20 protein-coding genes are annotated in these 21268 nt (G+C 41.0%); 17 read left to right on the forward strand and 3 right to left on the reverse strand.

All coding sequences use genetic code 11. From position 1 onward, the window contains the following. Positions 1-12 precede the first annotated feature (12 nt). The 9 genes from ABD006_RS08465 to ABD006_RS08505 all read left to right on the forward strand — a co-directional run bounded on the left by ABD006_RS08465 (position 13) and on the right by ABD006_RS08505 (position 7186). The gene (locus tag ABD006_RS08465) at positions 13-1869 is read left to right on the forward strand and encodes a hypothetical protein (RefSeq protein ID WP_343839735.1); all 1857 of its coding nucleotides are present in this window, start codon (positions 13-15) and stop codon (positions 1867-1869) included. A gap of 235 nt (positions 1870-2104) precedes the next feature. Beyond that, entirely contained in the window at positions 2105-2371 is a 267-nt protein-coding gene (locus ABD006_RS08470; RefSeq protein ID WP_343839737.1) for a hypothetical protein, read from the forward strand. Positions 2372-2383: 12 nt separating this feature from the next. Further along, positions 2384-2524, forward strand: a complete 141-nt coding sequence (locus ABD006_RS08475) for a hypothetical protein (protein WP_343839739.1) — start codon at positions 2384-2386, stop codon at positions 2522-2524. 14 nt (positions 2525-2538) lie between these two features. Continuing rightward, positions 2539-2826 carry a hypothetical protein gene (locus tag ABD006_RS08480; RefSeq protein WP_343839741.1) on the forward strand — a complete coding sequence of 96 codons (288 nt, stop codon included), beginning with the start codon at positions 2539-2541 and terminating at the stop codon, positions 2824-2826. Between the two features lie 82 nt (positions 2827-2908). After that, positions 2909-5530: a phage tail spike protein gene (locus ABD006_RS08485; protein ID WP_343839743.1), complete on the forward strand. Its 2622-nt coding sequence runs from the start codon at positions 2909-2911 to the stop codon at positions 5528-5530. Then, entirely contained in the window at positions 5523-5717 is a 195-nt protein-coding gene (locus ABD006_RS08490; RefSeq protein WP_343839745.1) for a hypothetical protein, read from the forward strand. The genes ABD006_RS08485 and ABD006_RS08490 overlap by 8 nt, the downstream gene beginning before the upstream one ends. A gap of 4 nt (positions 5718-5721) precedes the next feature. After that, positions 5722-5880: a hypothetical protein gene (locus tag ABD006_RS08495; protein ID WP_343839747.1), complete on the forward strand. Its 159-nt coding sequence runs from the start codon at positions 5722-5724 to the stop codon at positions 5878-5880. 38 nt (positions 5881-5918) lie between these two features. Then, entirely contained in the window at positions 5919-6314 is a 396-nt protein-coding gene (locus ABD006_RS08500; protein WP_343839749.1) for a phage holin family protein, read from the forward strand. Continuing rightward, complete coding sequence (locus tag ABD006_RS08505; RefSeq protein ID WP_343839751.1) at positions 6314-7186, forward strand: peptidoglycan recognition protein family protein; 873 nt, start codon at positions 6314-6316, stop codon at positions 7184-7186. Before ABD006_RS08500 ends, ABD006_RS08505 begins: the two co-directional genes overlap by 1 nt. A 266-nt stretch (positions 7187-7452) precedes the next feature. On the opposite strand, the gene ABD006_RS08510 is transcribed toward ABD006_RS08505, so the two are convergent. Beyond that, complete coding sequence (locus ABD006_RS08510; RefSeq protein ID WP_343839753.1) at positions 7453-7707, reverse strand: hypothetical protein; 255 nt, start codon at positions 7705-7707, stop codon at positions 7453-7455. A gap of 175 nt (positions 7708-7882) precedes the next feature. Between ABD006_RS08510 and ABD006_RS08515 the strand changes: the two genes are divergently transcribed. The 5 genes from ABD006_RS08515 to ABD006_RS08535 all read left to right on the forward strand — a co-directional run bounded on the left by ABD006_RS08515 (position 7883) and on the right by ABD006_RS08535 (position 10757). After that, positions 7883-8719: a ParM/StbA family protein gene (locus ABD006_RS08515; RefSeq protein ID WP_343839755.1), complete on the forward strand. Its 837-nt coding sequence runs from the start codon at positions 7883-7885 to the stop codon at positions 8717-8719. Further along, the gene (locus ABD006_RS08520; protein WP_343839757.1) at positions 8716-8934 is read left to right on the forward strand and encodes a hypothetical protein; all 219 of its coding nucleotides are present in this window, start codon (positions 8716-8718) and stop codon (positions 8932-8934) included. Before ABD006_RS08515 ends, ABD006_RS08520 begins: the two co-directional genes overlap by 4 nt. An 89-nt stretch (positions 8935-9023) precedes the next feature. Next, complete coding sequence (locus ABD006_RS08525) at positions 9024-9548, forward strand: hypothetical protein (RefSeq protein WP_343839759.1); 525 nt, start codon at positions 9024-9026, stop codon at positions 9546-9548. A 137-nt stretch (positions 9549-9685) separates the two neighbouring features. Next, entirely contained in the window at positions 9686-10357 is a 672-nt protein-coding gene (locus tag ABD006_RS08530) for a hypothetical protein (RefSeq protein ID WP_343839761.1), read from the forward strand. A 58-nt stretch (positions 10358-10415) separates the two neighbouring features. After that, a complete protein-coding gene (locus ABD006_RS08535; RefSeq protein ID WP_343840296.1) occupies positions 10416-10757 on the forward strand; it encodes a competence protein ComK in 342 nt (113 codons plus the stop codon). Positions 10758-10806: 49 nt separating this feature from the next. Here ABD006_RS08535 and ABD006_RS08540 read toward each other — a convergent pair whose 3' ends face one another. Next, entirely contained in the window at positions 10807-11184 is a 378-nt protein-coding gene (locus ABD006_RS08540) for a YhjD family protein (protein ID WP_343839763.1), read from the reverse strand. A gap of 206 nt (positions 11185-11390) precedes the next feature. Here ABD006_RS08540 and ABD006_RS08545 point away from each other — a divergent pair, with 206 nt between their 5' ends. Further along, on the forward strand, positions 11391-12110 hold the full coding sequence (locus ABD006_RS08545) for a TVP38/TMEM64 family protein (RefSeq protein WP_343839765.1): 720 nt from the start codon (positions 11391-11393) through the stop codon (positions 12108-12110). Positions 12111-12182: 72 nt separating this feature from the next. Here the strand turns inward: ABD006_RS08545 and ABD006_RS08550 are convergent, their stop codons facing one another. After that, positions 12183-13352, reverse strand: a complete 1170-nt coding sequence (locus ABD006_RS08550; protein ID WP_343839767.1) for an MFS transporter — start codon at positions 13350-13352, stop codon at positions 12183-12185. 83 nt (positions 13353-13435) lie between these two features. On the opposite strand from ABD006_RS08550, the gene addB reads away from it, so the two are divergent. Both addB and addA read left to right on the forward strand, forming a co-directional pair. Continuing rightward, positions 13436-16927 (forward strand): helicase-exonuclease AddAB subunit AddB, encoded by a 3492-nt coding sequence (gene addB, locus ABD006_RS08555; protein WP_343839769.1) that lies wholly within the window; start codon positions 13436-13438, stop codon positions 16925-16927. Then, positions 16928-20665 (forward strand): helicase-exonuclease AddAB subunit AddA, encoded by a 3738-nt coding sequence (addA, locus tag ABD006_RS08560; protein ID WP_343839771.1) that lies wholly within the window; start codon positions 16928-16930, stop codon positions 20663-20665. It abuts the gene before it with no gap. Positions 20666-21268 lie beyond the last annotated feature (603 nt).

Consider the following 21268-nt stretch of genomic DNA (forward strand, 5'->3'; position numbering starts at 1 on the left):
GGAGGTTACTATATGGCTCGATTAAATGCAGCTAACAATGCTATAACAACAATTTCTGAAGCGATGGACGCTACGCAAACAACTGTAAATGTAGTAGATCCATCGCTTTTTCCATCCCCTCCTTTTCGAGTAACAATTGAAGATGAAATCATGGAAGTGTCAAATGTTAACAGTACAACTTTGACTGTAACTAGAGGAATGGAAGATACGGCATCTACCTCCCATGATAATGGAACGGAAATCTCAAACAACTTTACTGCTGGCACACAAAACGAACTTGTTTCCCAATCAGAATTTGATACACACGTCCAAGAATTTAATGAACATAAGGCTAATGAAGTGTCACAAGCTGAAGTCCACGGCTTACGTGCTACAAACGGAAAATTAGAATATTACGACGGAACAGAATGGAAAACGGTAAGCGGTGGTTTGCCCGTTGGCAACGTGACTAATTTCGATGTACAAGCAGGAAATACAGAAGTTACTTTAATGTGGCAAGACCCAACAGATGTAACACTTGACGGTGCTACTTTAGCGGAGTGGAAAGGAACAAAAATACTAAGAAAAACAGGAAGTTATCCTGTAGATGAAAATGATGGTGTTCTGGTCGTAGATAGTAGTGTTCGAGATCAATATGCTACAGATGGGTTTGTTGATACTGGATTAACTAATGATACAACCTATTACTATTCTGCTTTCCCTTATACAACTGAGGATGTTTATGATAAAAAGTCTGACGCACAAGCTACACCACAACCTTATCATATTTATGGTGTAGCAATAGATACAACGAACAGCAACCCAGAAACAGCAGTCACTTACACAGACGATGCAACAGGATTTACGCCAGCAAGCGGTAATGATGGTGCGTTTAGTTACGGTTCATGGCAAGATAAGTTTCCGTTTAATCAAATTAAACCATGTGTATTCTTAAATGGTGCAGTCAATTATTACCTTGACCCTAACGATTACAGCCTAAAAGAAGACGGCACAACAGCCGATATTACGAGCGGAGCAGATGGTGACGTAATGATTGAGTTTCCAAAAATATGGTGGAAATTTGAACGTAGTGGGGATTTTCTATATATCCGATACGCAGATGCTCAAATTGATTCCAGTTATCTTTCGTTAGCACATACAAGAGGGACAACAGAAAAAGACAAGATTTATGTCGCTGCATATTTAGGGTATGACGACGGAACTTCTTTACGGTCTTTGAGCGGACAAACACCAACCGCATCAGAAACTATCGGTTCATTTAGAAATAAGGCGCAGGCGAACGGTACTGGGTATGAACAAATGCCATTTTATCCGTTGACTATGTTACAAATATTAGCTTTAATCATGTTTAAAAATAGAGATTTACAGACAGCACTAGGCGAAGGGTACACAGATTCCAATAACTCATCGTCAACCACAACTGGTGCTACGGACACAAAAGGGATGTTCTATGGATCTACACTAGGAACAGAACAAGTTAAGTTCTGTGGAATTGAAGATTTTTACGGAAACTTACGCTACTGGATTGATGGTGTGTTGTATGATACTAACTACGATATGTTAATCGGTAATGACGGTTATAACGATGCAGGCGATGGTTATACAAACTATGGCGCAACAGGATGGAATACTGATGAAGGTGGTTATGTTGATACTATTCAAGGTTCAACAGAAACAGGATTTATACCCGCATCTATTAACGGGAGCGAAACCACTTATTATGCCGACTATGGATATATCGGGTCGGATCGCCTGCCGTATTTCGGCGGCAATTGGGATACTGGGTCGGATGCGGGTGCGTTTCATCTGTATTCGGGTGCGGCGTCGGGTTCGGGTTCGTCTCTCGGTGCGCGCGCTTGCTTTGTATAACTAGGACATGGGCAAAGTTCAGGTCGGATCACCTACCGAATTTCAGCAGCAATTGGAATAATAGGTCGAATGCAGGTACGTTTCATCTGTATTCGAGTACGGCGTCGGGTTCGAGTTCGTCTCTCGGTGCGCGCGCTTACTTTGTGAATAATAAAATGATGAATCTTTGCCCCAGCGCTTGCTATTGAACCAGTGATACCATATGCAGATAAATACTACAAGGAAGTGATAAAAGGTGAGAGTAAGAGGGACACAAAAAGTCGTGAAGCCGGTTGAGGTTAATGTAGATACGGTATATGTAAGGACAAATATTACTCAGATTTCCGAGCAAGATTTTGAAGGATGGGAATATGATGAAGATACTTTTTCTGCAAAGGAATACATCGAACAACTATCTAATGCGGATGATTTATCATCTATTGCAACGCTTGTTTCCAATTTGATGAGCGAAATCGATTATTTAAGAAGCAGAGTAGAAACATTAGAAACTTATCATAATTAAGGAGGTATTATAATGGCTGATTATTCATATTTAAATCAATATCTTTTAAACATGTACGTTACAGCAGTTGATACCGGGAGGTTTACGATTGATTTTGTGCCTTTTATGTATCGACAAGCGGTAGCTGACACGCTAGGAATAACACTAAATTAAGGAGATGTATTGCGTTGAAACGGTTTTCAGATTTCGCTAAAGACTCTAATGTTATGATAGGCGATAAAATGAAAATAGAAGATGTTCTAGGAAAAGAAATTGAAGTGATTGGATGTAAAATAAATGACAGTAAACAGAAATCTGGAACAAAAGTATTAACGTTACAATTTAGGTGGGATGGAGTTGAACGCATTCTTTTTACTGGATCTAGTGTTTTGATTGAACAATCGGAACAGTATAAAGATGAAATGCCTTTTCTGGCTAAAATTGAAAAAGTGAATAAGTTTTATACTTTCACTTGATGAATAATAGGAGTATTATACGCAGTAAACAGAAGCACCCAAAAAGAGGGTGTATTTTTATTGAGAAAGGAGGTGTGCCTTCTTGTTTAATCGCACCTATAACTTTGTCTATAACTCAACAAAATTAGATGCTGCGGTTAAGTCCGTTACAGTAACAAAATCAATCGTTAAATCTCGAATGATTATCCGTAATAATGTTACATCAAATACGCATACGAAAACTGACGCAAATGGCTCGGTTAAGGTTATCCGGAAAACTGGAGATACGATATCGGTTGTTAATACTGATAGCTTCGTTAAAGGTGTCATTGGTGTCACTTCTAGCCTTACCACGAAAGCGACAACTATGACAATATTGGATAACAGTATACGTAATTATGCTCCGTCTATACCTTACAAAAAATCTGAACCATCACCAATATGGATATATGACCGTAATGAGCAATTAAAGACAGTATTGATGCCTAAGCAACAACATAAAAGAAAAGCAGTCCCATATTGGAATGGTTGGTACGTTGAACAATTAAACGGCAAGGTAACACTAGATTTCGAGACTGTATCCGATATTCCTGAGTCTGAATTTATCGAGCCAGATGGACGGGCTGTTATAAGGGATATGGACGGTAATTTGGTTGAGTTTATCATTCGTAGTCCGGAAGATGTAGACGATAGAAATGGTACTGTAAAAGTGGTTTATGCAGAAGGCGGTATGTACGAGCTCATCGATGAATGGCTATCTGGGTATACCGCAGCAAATGTAGACCCAGAAACCGCACTTAGAGCCATACTTCAAGGCACAAGATGGGAAGTAGGTCATGTCGATACGTTCGACAACCAGAGCGTGGATTTTGAAGATATAACCGTCAAAGAAGCTGTCCATGAATTGGCTAATATGTTTAGTGGAGAATTACGCTACCGGGTGGAAGCTGACCATAATACCATTACAAGACGGTATGTAGACCTATTGCAAAAGCGTGGAAAACGTACCATGAAACGCTGGGAAATGGGCAAAGATGTTGAATCTTATAGACGTACCGTTGATACTACAGGCATTAAGACAGCTCTATATGCTAAAGGTAAATCAACGAAGAATGACGGCCCTCGGGTTACTTTTGCGGATGTAGAATGGTCGAAAGCGAAAGGTGATCCGGTTGATAAACCTTTAGGAGACATCTATGTTGCTGACCCTGAAGCGCTACATCAATGGGGGTATGACGGAGGAACAAGACATAGAAAAGGATTCTATGACGGCCAGGAAGGTGACCCAGCCACCCTGTTGTTAAATGCATGGAAAGAACTACAAAAACAAAAAGATGCGGTTTATACGTATGATTTTAATGTTTTGCTATTAGAAAAGCTAACGGGGTACTCTCATGAAAAAGTTAGGCTGGGTGATACAAATGCAGCTATTAATCACCGGGTACATCCGAAAAGCGAAGTAGAAACATCAGTAATTGAATTCAGGCAAAACCTGAACGATGAAACCTTATCAGAGGTCACACTTGGTGCTTTTAGACGACAATTCGATACTAATTCCAGGGTACGAAATGTAGAAAAAGGCTACAACCGAAATAAAGGTAAATGGGATGAAAAGGAAACGCCAGAAGGAGCACAATCAAAAGCTGACCAGGCACTTGCCACTGCACGGGAAGAAATTGATGCAGCTGAACAACGAATTAGTCAAGCGGAAACGGACATTTCAAGCGCTCAATCCATCATAGACGAGGTTACAAGCGAAGATTCATCCGGACAGCATGTACTTAATGGAACACTTATAACGAATGAAATCATTGCTGAAAATGCTACTTTGACTGGAACACTTACAGGAAGTAACGCAACTATACTGAATTTAACTACCGATAACATGACCGCCAAAAATGCAACCATACAAGACGCTACTATTACAGGAGACTTTGTGAGCGGTAGTATAAATATAGGAGAAGATGCCACGGTAGGTCAAAACCTTACAATAGGAAATAATGAAAGTACAGGTTCTTGGTACAGCGCTAGTTACCTTAGTTTTGGCGACTATGCGAATATATACGCATCAAGTACAGGTGACATGAGTTTTAACGCAGATAGTTTAAACATATATTCCAACGATATAGTATTACCCCAAATTGTCGAATCATATCCAAATGGAACTGATTTCAACGGAGGTTTTTTCTTTAGTCAAATATCCTTTCAAGGGATAGATAATAACAACAGAATTTACACAGATACAGCCGACAACCAAAGAATGAAATTAGAAACTGACGATACAACTAATAAGACTCAAATATGGGTAGACCCTGCAAGAACCAATGTTTATTTTCTTGTTAACGATATTGTGAACCACACTTTCTATGGCAGCGGTAATAAGGATGGTGGTTCAATAGAGATAGACGGAATTCGTTACGGTATGTCACCTATTGATTCACCGCAGACACTTATATTTGACTTAATTACAGACATTCAAGTAAACGGGGAGACAAAGATTTACTTAGATTCAATCTTATCAAAAGCACTAGAAAACTTTGCTGTATTTCCTAATAACCCAGATGTCAAAGTGATTCAAAAAGGTACAGATTACTTTGTTGTGGATGGAATCGGGTTAGCTGATTTTCAAGTCATAGGTAATAGGATAGGATTTGAAGATGCTTACTTCACAAACCTAACTAAAATGTCAGAAGATTTACAAGCAAAGGAGAGCTTAAATGGTTAATGATTTAGAGTATAAGTTCAGCAAGCCTAAATTAATTGAAATGTCTGAGATTGATAGTGGTGGATGCTTTTTACGAACTGTTCTCATCGAACAAAATCATCCTAATGCAGCTGCATTAATCAAAGGTAAACCACCAGATACATTAAACAATCCCAGATGGATAAATGGTCAATGGAAGGAGGGTTGATATAATGGAAGCCGAAAAAGTATTAAAGTATATGCGAGCTCAAATTGCGACTTTATCGCAACAAAACGCTATTGCAAATGCACAACTAGAAGAAAAAGAAGCCGAAGTCAAAAAACTGAAAGAAGAAAACCGCAAATTGAGAGAGTCTGAGAGCGCCGAATAAGGCGTTATTTTTATGTCTAAGAAAGGAGATTTATTTTAATGGAAAATTTTTTCAAAACAATAGTAGCAGTAGGTGGGGCGGCTGCCTCATTCTTATTTGGGGGTTGGTCGTCCTTGTTAAGTATCCTATTAGCATTTGTATTTATTGATTATGTGTCAGGATTTATTGCAGCTGGTGTAGACGGAAAATTAAATAGTCACGTTGGATGGATAGGGATTGCTAAAAAGGTAGCAATCTTTTTTATTGTTGCTGTAGCTCACATGGTTGATGTGGCTTTAGGTGGAGATACACATATGGTTAGAGATGCTGCAATTTTCTTTTATTTAGCCAATGAAGTTCTTTCAATTACAGAAAACGTGGGGCGTATTGGCATCCCTATTCCAAATAAGCTTTTAGATACTGTGGAGGTTCTTAGAGGAAAAGGTGATAAGTAATGGAACACTTCAAACAAATTCCTAAGTTTAAAAATCTACGAGGGGAAACGGCTCACGATGGTTGGTATAATGTCTATCCACTTACAGTAAAGACAGATATAGCTATCCATCATTCACTAACCGAAGAAGGTGACTCATTCTCATTCGCACGTTACCACGTGTATACGAAGAAGTGGCCAGAGGTCGCTTATCACTTTGTCATTCTTAAAGACGGTACTGTGGAATGGAATCATGATCTCGGGGTACTAAGTTATCATGTGGGCGATTCAAACTATCGTGCGGTTGGTATTTGCCTGGTCGGTGACTTTAGAACTGAAGAACCAACTCAAGCACAAAAAGAATCATTGTACAACCTGCATGAAGCGCTCAAAAAGGACCTTCCAAACTATAAACGCACCAGGGGCCATGATGAATTTCCGGGGTATGCTTGGAAAGCATGCCCTGAGTTTGATTATAAAAAAGTCATCAGTGGTGAATTTAAAAAGGATGGTGATTTAACCGTGTCTCAATACGAAGAGTTAAAGGCAGAGATTAATGAGTTGAAAAAGGCTCTACCTAATACTAAAGCTAAAGAGCCTGGAGACTCCCACAAAGATAGCTGGAAGTGGTTAGAGGATACCGGAATCACGACAGGTGTACGTCCTAAAGACCATTTAACTCGTGAACAGTTTGCAACGCTTCTCCATAATTATTACCAGAAAAACGAAAAGTTACCTGGCTGGATGTATGATGCCATTGTTAAAGTGTTTGACGGGATTGCAGATCAACTAGAAAAGCCGGATGAGTGGAAAGAGCGTATCAAAAACCACGATGTTAGTGTACCTGAATTGCTGGGAATGTTTTTCCTTGCATACCTGAATGATAAGAAATAAGCAAAAGCCTCACCTTAATCGGTGGGGCTTTTTTTATTCCTCATAAAAATTTTCTTCACTCAATTCATATCTATCCTCGTTTATGTATCTGCGGACAGAAAATAAGTATTCTTGCAGCTCCTTATCCCTAATTTTTTTTACTTCACTTTGAAAGTAATAGGAGTATGTGCAGTTTTCAAAGTCAAAGATCAAAATTTCAATATCGTTGTATTTCCTTTCAGTCGAAATGAGCTTATATCTTGGGTGAAAAGGTGGCGACTCCCATGTCATTTTTCATCATCCTCGTATAGATCATCTAAACTAACTACAACTTCTTTCTCCAGCAGCTTTTTTAACTCCACAACCTTTACAAATGGTATTGGCGTTTCTTCATTCATCCATCTCCGAAATGTAGCCTGAGAAGCGTTTAGTCTCGTAGCAATGTGCATCTTTTTGAATCCACTCTGATCTATCAACTCATTGACCTTCTGAGCATTAAATCGAATTCCCATAACATCACCTATATAATCTTTTCCACTCACTTACGAAAACTCCTTCAATCAAAAATGAGCGTTAAAATGTGCAAATATGGAATATTGTCTATCCGGCATACATAGGTATTTATTACAATCGCAATAAAGGAGGGTTGGTATTATTGCATCAGCAATAAAATTCGTATGTGTTTTATTACATCTGAAATAAAAAGGAGGAATCGAATTGATTCTAGGCATTGATGCTGGGAACCACAGAGTTAAAGCTTCTGGTCCATTTGGAGTGAGGTCTTTTTATTCAAACATCTGCGATTGGTTTGAACGTGAAGTAGATGAACAATTTGGAGCCGATGATATGGAATTTGAATATGAAGGGAGGAAGGGGTTTGCTGGCTCTATTGCCATGTATGAGGATGAATTTGGCGGCGGTAACATGATGGGAGATACTAAAGCCCACGAAGATGCGATTATAAGGATTCTCTTAGCTGTGCACCGTTATTGCCCTAACTATGAAGATATCTACCTGGTAACAGGACAGCCGATTAAAAAACATAAAGAACAAGAAAAGCGATTTATCAAAGAAGCTCTTTTAGGATCCAGAAAAATAACTGTAAATCATGAAGTCAAGCAGTTTAATATTCAAGGTGTAGAAGTGGCTCCAGAAGGTTCAGCTGCAATTTGGGCTAAACCTACAAATGGATTAGTAAGGGTGTTAGACGTTGGGAGTGGTACCGTTAACGCAGCCACTCTTCAGGATATGAGACATATTAACACTCAAAGCGATACGTTTCATTTTGGTGTAGAAACAGTACGGAATAAAGACTATGGAGCCATGGCCAGGGGTATCATTAAGAACCTCTCTAAAAAGTGGAATAGGGATGATGTTGTATATATTGTAGGTGGAATAGCAAAGTTGATCGCACCATTCATTCAAAGATACTTCCCTAATGCTGTTGTTCTCCAGCCTGAAATCCAAAAAGCAAACAGACTAACACTGGTAGAGCCTGTATTTTCAAATGCGGTGGCGTTTAACGAGTTAGCCATAAGGAAGTTTTCAGCATGAGAAAGTGTAAGACTGCAAGCTTTGATTTAGAAGATAAGTATGAAACGGATTTGCTTGAGTTTGCGGAAGACCAGGGGAAGTTTAGCAAGTATGTAAAGCGCCTTATTGCTGCAGATAAAGAAAAGAATAGCCAACCTACCGTCATTCAAACTCAGAATCATATCCAGGAACCACAAGAACCAGAAACTGAAGGGGATGTAGACAGCTTTTTCTAGTCCCCCTCTTCCCCACCTGCAGGAATCTATAAGTCTGGGACTCTTGTACTGAGTCCTAGGGATAAATTGATAAAATGGAGGTTTCATAGATGAATAGAGTGGGTGAGCTGAGAAAAATTCGAAGTGATAAAAAACAGGACATCAAACCCCACATTCCGTTTTCTTTGTATGATCTAATTGATCGACTATCCTATATCACTCGAAAGCCGATAAAAGATATTGGTGAGCTTTTATGTATCAAAGGCTTAGATTCATCATTTGTATTAGATAGCTTGTCCTTGTATTTTACGAGGGACTATTCCAGCCAGGGTACCATTTATATAGCTCAATCAGACGATAGCTCCAGGCGAATAAAAATCAAAGCGAAAAAGAGACGTATCAGCCTACGATTTAACCCACATGATCATAACCGACTCATCAACCTATCACACGCCCTGGGATTAACAGTCGCTTCTACAACATCATTGCTCCTCATTTATGCTGCTACAGATATTCACATCATTCAAAATATTGTTCAATCTGAAGGTCATTTAGGTAACAACCGGGTAAAAGAAGCACGTTATGTACTTAAGAAAGCAAAGAAGGGAGTGTGGAAGTATGAAGCAACCCGATAAAGAGTATGCAGCTGGAGCATTTTCAGCTTTATTAGTGATCGGTGGGATTATTTTTTCCTTGTACATTTAAAGTAGGATTTTACCAAAATGTGTAGAATAATGTTAGGTGTGAATAAATAAATATAGGGGGAATCAATTTGAATAAGGAAAAGGCGATGTACTATTTTAAATCAAAATGGGTATGGGCTATTGCTGGGGCTTTTCTTTTAATCGTTATTAGCTCTTCATTCTTTTATCTACAAGGAAAATCAGTAAGTGTCGCGAAAGTTGATGAAAAAATGGTTACTTATGACGAGCTTGTTGAAGAAATTGATATTAAACAATCCAAGTTAAATGCTATAGAAACAACTATCGACGAAAAAACCAAGGAAAGAGATCAAATTTCAGATGAACTTGAAGACAATCAAGAAAAATATGATCGCTTGAATAAAATAGCCAAAAATGAAGAAGAAATCCAAACAAAAATTGAAGAAAAGAAAGATGAACTAACTCAATTAAAAGCTGATATTGTCTCGAACAAGAATAAACTACAAGAATTACAGGGAGGTGTAGAAGAAGCTAAAGGTGAACCAATCAAATTAGGTGCTGGACATTATACAGTTGGAGATGATCTTCCGCCTGGAAGATATAAAATTGAACCTACCCAAGGATCTGGTAATGTATTTATTGACGGTTGGGATGGTTCTTCCAAATTATCAGAAACACTAGGACCAAACCCTGATTATCATATACCTAGTTATGTATTCAATGCAGAAGTTGATGATACTATGGAAATTAATGTACCAGTTAAATTTACGCCGGTAGAATAAATTAAAAAAGGCAGCAATCTTTAATGAGTTAGCTGCCTTTTTATGTCCCTTCATAACTCTGAGAGGCAGACAGGAAGGCACGAAAGGTGTATGCGGAATTACCCATAAATCCCCGATAGCGATAGATCCTCACAGTGGTATGTTTTTCTTCCCGACTACATCTCCCAATAACCCTACATGCGCATGGATTGCCCATTCTCACATTGCACGTATTCATCCATTGGATAAAGGAAGAACAGTCATTGAATTTAAAACAGGACAGGAGATTATTGTTGCTGTATCCCACGGCTCTATGATGAATCAGATTCAGCGTACAGCTCAGTTTCGTTATAAGCTGACCGAGCGTTTGCATTATAAACGGAATAGTGATCATGAGCAGGTGGCTGAGCCTTTTATTTAAGAAACAAGACAGGCCCTGCAGATGCAAGGGCCTGTTTCAGCTAATCCTATTATGTTCCATTTCGCCTGGTGTGCATGGCCCGATACATCAGTTCATATAATAGATTCTGCACTTTTTTCCGTATGGCCGGGTTAAAATAGCGTTTTTCTTCTTCATAGCCATTTCCCAGAAACAGATAAGTGGAAAAGGTATCATTCTTCTGTATAAAGATGACCTGGAGATTTTTCTGCTTCATTTGTTTTTGCAGGTTTTTACGCTCCATACGTGCTTCGTGCTCCATCCTTCTTAACAGTTCTACATAAGGTTCTTTTATTTTAAAATTTCCCGATTCAACGTTCTTAATATCCTGCTCCAATACGACAATGGACATGGTAAGAAATAAAAACCTGGATGCCGTTTTAAACTCTTCCTCATTTAGATATCTCATTTTTCGTTCCCCCACAACCATAATCGAACATTTGTTCTTATGATTATTATATACAATGATCGGCCATTTTAAAACTAAAAAAATTTGGGAACAATAAAAAAGAAATGCAACTAAAATAAAAAAATTCCGAATTATGTGGGCAAAAAGGTCGTTTTTCTTTAAAATGAAAGATATAATAAAAGAATAGGCGACATGTTAGGAGCAGAATGATGATATTTAGTATTGAAAATTTTGATGATATACAGAATATGTTTGAAAATAATACATTTGATGAGTTCATAAAGAAGCTGCTGGAAACGTATGAAAGCTTTGGGCCTTTACCCGGGCTGATTCTTCCTATGCTGGAGGCCCTGTTGCCCTTTTTGCCATTGTTTGTTTTTGTGCTGGCCAATTCTATGGCTTACGGCCTTTTCAAAGGTTTTCTTCTATCATGGATTGGATCAGTAATGGGAGCCATTATTGTCTTTCTGATTATTCGAAAGCTGGGAAATACAAGACCTTTAAAATTTATTCAGAAAAACAAACAGGTGAAAAGAGTGATGCATTGGCTTGAACGACATGGCTTCGGTCCGTTATTTTTACTGCTATGCTTTCCGTTTTCACCCTCATCGGTTATTAATGTCGTTGCAGGTCTATCCAGAATACACTTTCAACAGTTTGTATTAGCCGTTATCATGGGTAAGGCTGTCATGATTTTTACCATTTCGTATGTTGGAGAAAGTATTACATCGTTTGCTCAGCAGCCTGTTAAAACGATTATTGTTGGTGTCTGTATTGCCCTTTTCTGGATTATCGGAAAAATCGTTGAACGAAAGCTGCAAAAGAAATCAGAAGAAGAAGAGGAAGTCATTAAACTTAGCGATCAGACAAATCGTAAGCAGGATGAAGATCCCTCTTCCAAGGCTTCAAAACAAGCCTATAAATAGCGTTTTTCATCTGTGCTGTGACTGATTTTCACACATGGCTATCGCTTTAAAAGGATGAGGCAGTAGAGGTTCCTATCCATTATGATAGGAGGCTACATCCACTGCCTGATCCTTTTTTAGTGTATGGGTGATGAATGCCAATCCGGCAAATACTGTCACAATCCCCAGTATCATCTCCTGAAAAGGTATAAAGGCTGCACAGACACTCCCGATACTTGCCCCAGTTAACAGCGTAAAGGAATATAAAGAAATTGCCCGCCCTTTAGCTTCACCTGCAAATCGTCCGACTAACAGAATCACCATAGGAATGGTCAGGGAAGTGGAACCAATCATACAAATGGACGCGATGATTAAGGTCCATTCATGTAAATAGAAAATCGGGAACAGAAATCCTGCTGACATGAGTAAAAGGTTTGTGACCAGAACAGATACAGGTCCAAATCGTACCTCCAGCCGGCTGGCAAAAAAGGCTGGAATGATTCCGATAAGCCCAATAAAGCGAAAGGTCTGCAAGGAGAACGGGAAGGTTTCATTTCCTGTTGCAAGAAAAATCTCAAATCCACCATAGAAGAGCATAACGGTAAACAGCAGAAAAAATGTAGTGAAATATAATTTTCTAAGGGTCTGATGTCGAATAAGTGTTACAATATGAAGGAGGAGATGGTTCCGGCCACTCTTCCTTTTTTTGGAATACTTTAATGTGATCAAAAGTAAGATAAAACAAGTGAAATAGATCCCGCTAAAGGCGTAAAATAGAGTATGGAATGAAAATGAAAAAACGAAAAAGGCTGATAAAATCTGTCCGAAAATCCCGGCGAACAGAAATCCTGTATTAATTAAAGCAATGGAGATCGTCTGGGTTTTTCCTTCGAAGTTTCTGAAAACATAGCTGAAAGCAGCTGGGGCAAAGCTTGCAGCTAGAATTCCCTGTAAAGCTCTTGCCGCCAAAAAGAAAGAATAGGTGGGAGCAAATGGGATGATAAGAGTAAGAATACTTAAGATCAGCATTCCATAGGTGAGAATCTTTTTTTCATCATATCGGTCAGCAAGGATTCCGAAAGTCAGCAGACCCCATGCATAGAAAAAAATAAAACAGAAGCTGGCCATAGAGGTGGCTTCTAATGAAATGAAATAAGTATCAGCCAGGTAAGCTTGAATAGGAAGCATTGTATAGAGGTTGCTTGCAATAAAAATGCCAGCAACAATAAGTACAGTGCCAGCCGCTCCTGGTTGTTTCAGCATTGGCATCACCCCTGTCATTCTAAAATATAGTAACTAGCCTATGCAGGTGATGCCGGATTGGTTAAGGGAAGGGAGGAGCAAACATGACATTACAATTCATATTAGGCCGAGCAGGTACGGAAAAGAGCCAGCATACATTGGACAGCATTCAAAAACAGTTGAACGATTCTCCTCATGGACCTCCTATTCTATATATTGTTCCGGAGCAAATGACCTTTGATCAGGAATATGCTCTTCTCAAACAGAGCGGGATACAGGGCTCCATCAGGGCTCAGGTGTTCAGTTTTTCAAGGCTTGCCTGGAGGGTCTTTCAGGAAACCGGTGGAGGAATTAAAAAATTTATTACTTCAACGGGTGTTCAGATGATGCTCCGGAAAATTACCGAGGAGCGCAAGGGTGACTGGAAGGTATTCCAGAAAGCGATTGAAAAGCAGGGATTTATGGAACAGCTTGAGGGAATGATTACGGAATTCAAGCGTTACAGGGTTTCACCAGATGAATTAGTGGATCTCACGGAGCAGATGAACGAGTTTAAACATTCCTATCCTGGTGAGAAGACACTGCAGTATAAGCTGGAGGATCTTGCTTATATTTATGAACAATTGACAGAAGCATTAAAAGAGCACTATATGGATAGCGAAGATCAATTGCAGCTGCTGGCAGAAAAAATAGGGGAAGCAGATTTTCTGGAAGGAGCAGATATTTACCTGGATGGCTTCTACCGCTTCACCCCACAAGAGCTGTACGTTCTGGAAGCACTCATGAATAAAGCAAATCAAGTGACGATTTCTCTGACCGTAGATGAAACGCCAACGGGTGAACCAGAAGAGCTGGACTTATTTTACCAGACGAAAAGGACCTATGAACAAATTCGGGAAATGGCCCGGCAAAATCAAATTCAGGTAAAAGAGCCATTCTGGTTACAGCCTGAAGAGGAGAGGTTCCTGGATCGCCCGTACTTTGCCCATTTAGAGCGTTATTTTGATGAGCATCCGGTTGCCCCTTATCAGGAGCAGGTACCGATAAAGCTGGCCCAGGCTGTTCATCCGAGAGCAGAGGTGGAAGGGGTTGCCCAGGAAATTCTTCATTTAGTTCGTGACGAGGGCTTCCGCTATCGTGAATTAGCCATTCTTATAAGAGATGCTGATATTTACCATGATTTAATTCAAACCATTTTTTCAGATTATGGTATTCCGGTGTTTCTTGATGAAAAACGGACGATGCTGAATCATCCATTGGTGGAACTTATCCGTTCGGCATTAGATATGGTTGAGGGACAATGGCGTTATGATGCGCTGTTTCGTGTGTTAAAAACCGACTTTATCCCATCAACCGATCAGAAGACGCCGTTATCCCAGGAGAATATTGACGAGCTGGAAAATTACGTTCTGGAATATGGCATTCGTAATCGTAACCGCTGGCTGGAGGAAAATGATTGGATTTATCAGAAGTTCCGCGGCTTTGATTCTAAGAGAAAGACGGATGAAGAGAAAGAAAAAGAGCAGCGGATTAATCGGCTTCGTAAACAGGTAACCGCATCTCTCGCCTCTTTTGATGAACAAATCCGTTCCCGCCGTACTGTGAAAGAACGATGTATGGCTATTTTTCAATGGCTTGAGGATATTGGGGTACCGGAGACACTGGAAGCCTGGCGCAATGAGTATGATGAGAAGGGGCAAATTGAACGGGCACGTGAACAGGAGCAGGTGTGGGACGCTGTCGTTCAACTGCTGGATGAAATGGTGGAAATGATTGGGGACGAGGAGATGAGTCTCTCCATTTTCCGGACGACACTTGAAACCGGATTTGAGTCCTTAAGCTTTGCGCACGTTCCGCCGAGCATGGATCACGTGATCGTAGGGGATGTGGATCGGTCCAGAATTTCCAACGTTAAGGGCGCCTTCCTTTTAGGGGTTAATGAAGGAACTTGGCCTCTAAAGCCTGCAGGAGAAGGAATGATTTCGGAAGAGGAACGGGATTTGTTGTCTGAACATGGATTAGCCTTGGCTGAGAGCAGTTCCAGACAATTATTGGATGACCGTTTTTATGTTTATGTAGCGTTTACCGCACCAAGAGACTATTTGTGGGTCAGCTATCCTTTAAGTAATGAAGAAGGGAAGACAAAAACCCCTTCCCAGCTGATAAGCCGGATGAAGGAAATGTTCCCGGAAGCAGAAGAGAGATTGCTTTTGGAAGATGAAGACGAAGAAGATCCGATGCGGTTTTTAACGGTTCCGGAAAAAACCCGGGCTGTTTTAACATCACAGCTGGCGCGATATTTACGGGGCTATCCAATTCAGGATGTATTTTGGGAGGCTTATCATTGGTTTGTCGTAAATCATCCGAAGATCAGCAGCTCCCGCAAGGTTTTCCTGAGTCTGTTTTATGAAAATAAGCCTGTGAAGCTCTCTAAAGAAACGGCTCAGAAGCTGTATCCTGAACGGGTAAATACCAGTGTATCCCGTATTGAATCCTTTTATCGCTGTGAATATCAGCATTTTGCTCAATATGCGTTAGGACTGCAGGAGCGATCGGTATATAAGCTGGATGCTCCGGATATCGGTCAGCTCTTTCATGAAGCGCTAAAGCAAATCACCGACTGGATCATTCAGGAGGGCAGAAGCTACCGGGACTTATCTCCGGACGAGGCGGCAGCCTATGCAAGGCGGGCGGTTCAAAAGCTTTCGCCGATCTTGCAGCATCAGATTCTATTCAGTTCAAACCGTTATCAGTATATTTTGCGTAAGCTCGAAAAGGTCATTGGCAGAGCCGCAAATATTCTGGCTGAGCAGGCGAAACGGAGTGAATTCTCACCGGCTGGCATTGAGCTTGGCTTTGGTCCCAAAGAGAAGCTTCCACCTATGAATCTGCCACTTCCGGATGGCTATGAGCTTGTCCTTCGGGGCCGAATTGACCGGGTGGACCGGGCTGATATAGGGGATGACCTGTACTTACGAATTGTCGACTATAAATCAAGTGCCAAAGACTTGAATTTAGAAGAAGTGTATTATGGTTTATCCCTGCAGATGCTCGCCTATTTGGATGTCGTTTTAAGCAATGCAGAACAATGGCTTGGAAAGGGTGCGAATCCTGCCGGTGTGTTATATTTCCACGTTCACGATCCCATTATTTCGGATCCCGCTTCTTTAAATAGAGACACGATAGAAGCAGAAATCTTTAAAGACTTTAAAATGAAGGGGTTGTTGCTGGAGGATGAGCAGGTGGTCCAGCAAATGGACCTGGACCTTTCTACAGGTTCAAGTCCTGTTGTCCCGGCCGGCCTGAAAAAGGATGGTACCTTCCAGAAGTATTCTAAGACATTAAATCACGCTCTTTTTGACCGGTTAAGGACCTATGTTAGATCACTGTTAACACAGGCCGGAACGACGATGACCAGCGGAGAAATCCATTTAAATCCATTCCAGGATGAACAGAAGGTCGCCTGCAGTGTGTGCCCATTCCGGTCGGTTTGCCAGTTTGATGCAACCCTGGAAGAGAACAATTATCGCATTCTGAAAAAGCAGGACCAGGATGACATTTTGGCTGAGATGGAACAACGAGAGGAGGACCAGTAGATGAAGTGGACAGAGGATCAGGAACGGGCGATTTATACAGATGGGACGGATATCCTTGTTGCTGCGGCAGCAGGGTCCGGGAAAACGGCTGTATTAGTCGAGCGGATTATTCAGAAGCTGCTCAACCAGGATCATCCGGTCAATATCGATGAACTATTGGTCGTCACCTTCACAAATGCAGCTGCCCAGGAAATGAAAAACCGGGTTGGGGAGGCGCTTGAGTCCGCATTAAAGGAACATCCTAATTCCAACCATTTAAAGAAACAATTATCCCTGCTGCAGCGGGCACAGATTTCAACCCTGCATTCGTTCTGCTTAAATATTGTCCGTAAATACAGCTATCAACTGGATATCGATCCAAATTTCCGGCTGGCAGATGATCTGGAGGCTGACCTTATACGCCAGGAGGTTTTAGAGGATCTGTTTGAGGAATGGTATGGAAAAGAAGGAGAAGAGCAGGAAAAGTTTTTTGCCCTTGTAGACCGGTTTTCCAGTGACCGCAGTGATGTGGAAATTGAGTCGCTGGTCACAAAGCTTTATGATTTTGCCAGACAAAATCCGTCACCTGAAAACTGGCTGATGGATAAGATGGACATGTATCAGGTAACAGAGGATACAACTCTGGAGGATTTTGACTGGATGAAACTGATTAAGTCCGAAATCGAACAGCAATTGAATGCCATGTTCAAGGAAACCGATTTAGCTTTAAAACTCACCAGGGATAACGATGGACCTTATCACTATGCAGAGGTCATTGATGCTGACCGTGAAAAAATTCAGGAGGCAAAAGCCCGTATTCATGCTCCATGGGAAGAGCTGCAGCAGTTTTTCCAGGAGAACGGAAAATTTCAGGCTCTGTCACGTAAAAAAGTGGTTTGTGATGAAGAGAAAAAGAAAAAGGTTCAATCCTATCGTAAGAGCTACAAAAAACGATTTGAGGATTTGCAGAAAAAATGGTTTTCCCGCAGCCGGGAGTCCTATTTGAAGGACCTGCAGGAGCTCTATCCGGTTATGAAGCAATTGGCGGCCTTAGTACTGGACTTTCACCACCGTTTTCAGGCTCGTAAAAAGGAGCAGGCCCTTGTTGACTTCGCTGATTTAGAACACTTTGCCCTGCAGATTTTAATGGAGAAATCCGAGGAAAGTCAGACTGAACCCTCTGAAATTGCCACACAGTATCAGCGACAGTTTCGGGAGATTTTAATCGATGAATATCAGGATACCAACCACGTTCAGGAAATGATTTTGAAGATGATTACCGCTGGAGAGGATGCCGGCAAGCGGTTTATGGTTGGAGATGTGAAGCAGAGTATTTACCGGTTCCGTCATGCGGAGCCAAGTCTGTTTATTTCCAAATATAAAACATTTGCTGAACAGGATAATGAGAATGTTCGAATTGATTTATCCCGTAACTTCAGAAGCCGCTGGGAGGTCCTATCGGCGACAAACTTTATTTTCCGACAGATATTAGATGAGGAAGCAGGCGAGATTAATTACGACCGGGAAGCTGAATTGATTTACAGTAATAAAATCTATGACGAGCTGATTTCCAACGACACAGACAGTGAGCTTTTGCTGGTGGATAATGCGGATTGGGATGAAGCCCCGCCGGAACCGGAGGGAGAAGAGGATTTCCGCGATTTAAAGAAAGCGCAGATTGAAGCACGAGCTTATGCAGAAAAAATTAAGGAATGGATTGGTGCCGGCGAAAGCTCACCCATGCAGGTAGTCGACAAACAGACGGAAAAGCTTCGCAGCATACAATATCGGGATATCGTGATTTTGATGAGATCCATGTCCTGGGCACCAACAGTTGTTGAAGAATTAAAACAGCAGGGGATTCCGGTTTATGCCGAGCTTTCTTCCGGCTATTTTGAAGCAATTGAAGTCAAAATTATGCTTAGTCTGTTAAAAGTGATCGATAACCCGCAGCAGGACATCCCGCTAGCTTCTGTTTTACGTTCACCGATTGTAGGACTGAATGAGGAAGCTCTTGCGCAGATTCGTTTGGCAGCCCCAAAGGATAGCTATTACAAAGCGTTAAAAGCCTATGTAAAAACAGCAAATGGAGAAACAGCAGAAGCCGCCCAACAGTTTTTAGAACAGCTTACAAATTGGCGTCAGCTTTCCAGACAAGGGGCGCTGTCAGAACTGATCTGGCAAATCTACCGGGAAACGGGATACTATGATTTTGTCGGGGGAATCCCGGGCGGAAAACAACGGCAGGCCAATCTCCGTGCCTTATATGACCGTGCGCGCAGCTATGAAACCACCTCATTCCGGGGCTTGTTCCGCTTCCTCCGCTTTATTGAACGGATGGAAGAACGAGGGGAAGATCTTGGAGCTGCCCGGGCATTGGGAGAACAGGAAGATGTCGTCCGCATTATGACCATTCACAAAAGCAAAGGCCTGGAATTCCCGGCTGTTATTGTGGGTGCCATGGACAAAATGTTTAATGAACAGGACTTGAAAGCCAAGTATCTGCTTCACAAAGATTACGGAATGGGCATGAAATATATTGATCCCGACAAGCGGATTATGTATACAACCTTGCCCTATAATGCCTTGAAAATAGCTATGCGCCGGGAAATGATTGCTGAGGAAATGCGGGTATTATATGTGGCTTTAACCCGGGCGAAGGAAAAGCTTGTCATGGTTGGGAATGTAAAAGATCTGGCAAAACGAAAAGAAAAATGGCAAACCATTGCCGAAGAACAGGAATGGGTATTGCCCCCTTATTTCCGCCTGGAGTCTACCAATTACTTAGACTGGGTGGCTCCCGCCTTAATTCGTCATCAGTCGGGGGGTCCATTGCGTGGTGAGGATGAGACACCTTCTGCTATCCCTGAAGAGATTTGGCAGGATGAATCAAGCTGGAGAATTACGATTCATCATGCCAGTGAGTACGCCAATCCGGAAACCATTACAAAGGATCGTGAGGATCATTTGAAGAAGTCCGTCATGGATTGGGAGCCGTTGGATGATCAGCGAGGCAGCTTATATGACGAAGTAGAACGCAGGCTAACCTTTTCGTATCCTTATGAGAAAGCAGCCTACCATCGGGCAAAACAGTCGGTAACAGAGTTAAAGCGTCAGCGGGAAATGAAGGATGAATACAGCGGCGATACTCTGGTCCGGAGTTTTCAGCACCAGCGTCCAATCATGAAACGCCCGCGCTTTATGCAGGAAAAGAAAACCTTGACCGCAGCTGAAAAGGGAAGTGCCATGCATACGGTCATGCAGCACCTTCCATTTGATAAAGCATTATCTGAAGAGGAAATCGAAACGTATGTACAGAGCTTTGTTTCAAAAGAGCTTCTGACAGAAGAGGAAGCACAGGTCATTGATCTAAAGGCCATTGCTTATTTCTATCAAACCGAAATTGGTCAGAAATTGATTGAATCCAGTAATGTTGTACGGGAAATTCCCTTTAGTCTTGGCTTGCCGGCCGAAGAAGTGTATGCGGATTGGAAGAATAGTGAAGAGCAAGGGGAAAAGGTTCTACTGCAGGGGGTTATCGACTGCCTGGTTCAGGATGATGACGGCTGGATTCTGTTAGATTATAAAACCGACCAGCTGCCAGAGGAGTTAAGCGAAAAGGATAAGGAGAACTATAGAAAGAGATATCGGCTTCAGTTACAGATGTATCGCCAGGCAGTGGAGCAAATCTGGAATCAGCCTGTGAAGGGAGCCTATCTTTACTTCTTTGATCAGGCTCTGCTGCTTGAGGTTGATTAAAGAGAGTTGTAATGAATATATTGTATTGAAGCCCAAATCGTTGGTGATTTGGGCTTTATTTTTAGCTTCACTTTTAAAAACAACAAAAAGAAAATATCGATAAGCTCTTAGGGAATGATTGATTAAAATAGGACTATTTTTGAACCCAAAGCCCCCCTAATAATTATAAAAACAAATCTTAACATCCAAAAAATGTATTAACAATTTAATCCAACTATGCTACTATCATAATAAATAAATGTATGAACGAGTTGTTGCTACAACAATTTGGCCTTATGTATATCATTACTCTAGAGCTAGGTATGAGTCATGGACTAGCGGAGAGATCATAGGTGATAGTGGAAGGGTTTGGGGATGGGATCAAACGGAAGCTAGAAGCGGATATGCTCCGACTAACTTCTATACAGCACATACTTATTGGGGGCGTTAACAATAAAGAGATAGAGATAATCAGTTTTGATTATCTCTATTCTTCTTTATTAATTTAAATATGATTAACAAAAAGTTAATGAAACTAAACGTTCAATATATTATTTATCTATTCTTTATAAATGTGTTTTGTGCCGGAGCATTTTGGGTGCTATCATATTTAGATTACATAAA

Source organism: Salinibacillus aidingensis, assembly GCF_039522525.1.
Classification (GTDB): Bacteria; Bacillota; Bacilli; order Bacillales; family Alkalibacillaceae; genus Salinibacillus; species Salinibacillus aidingensis.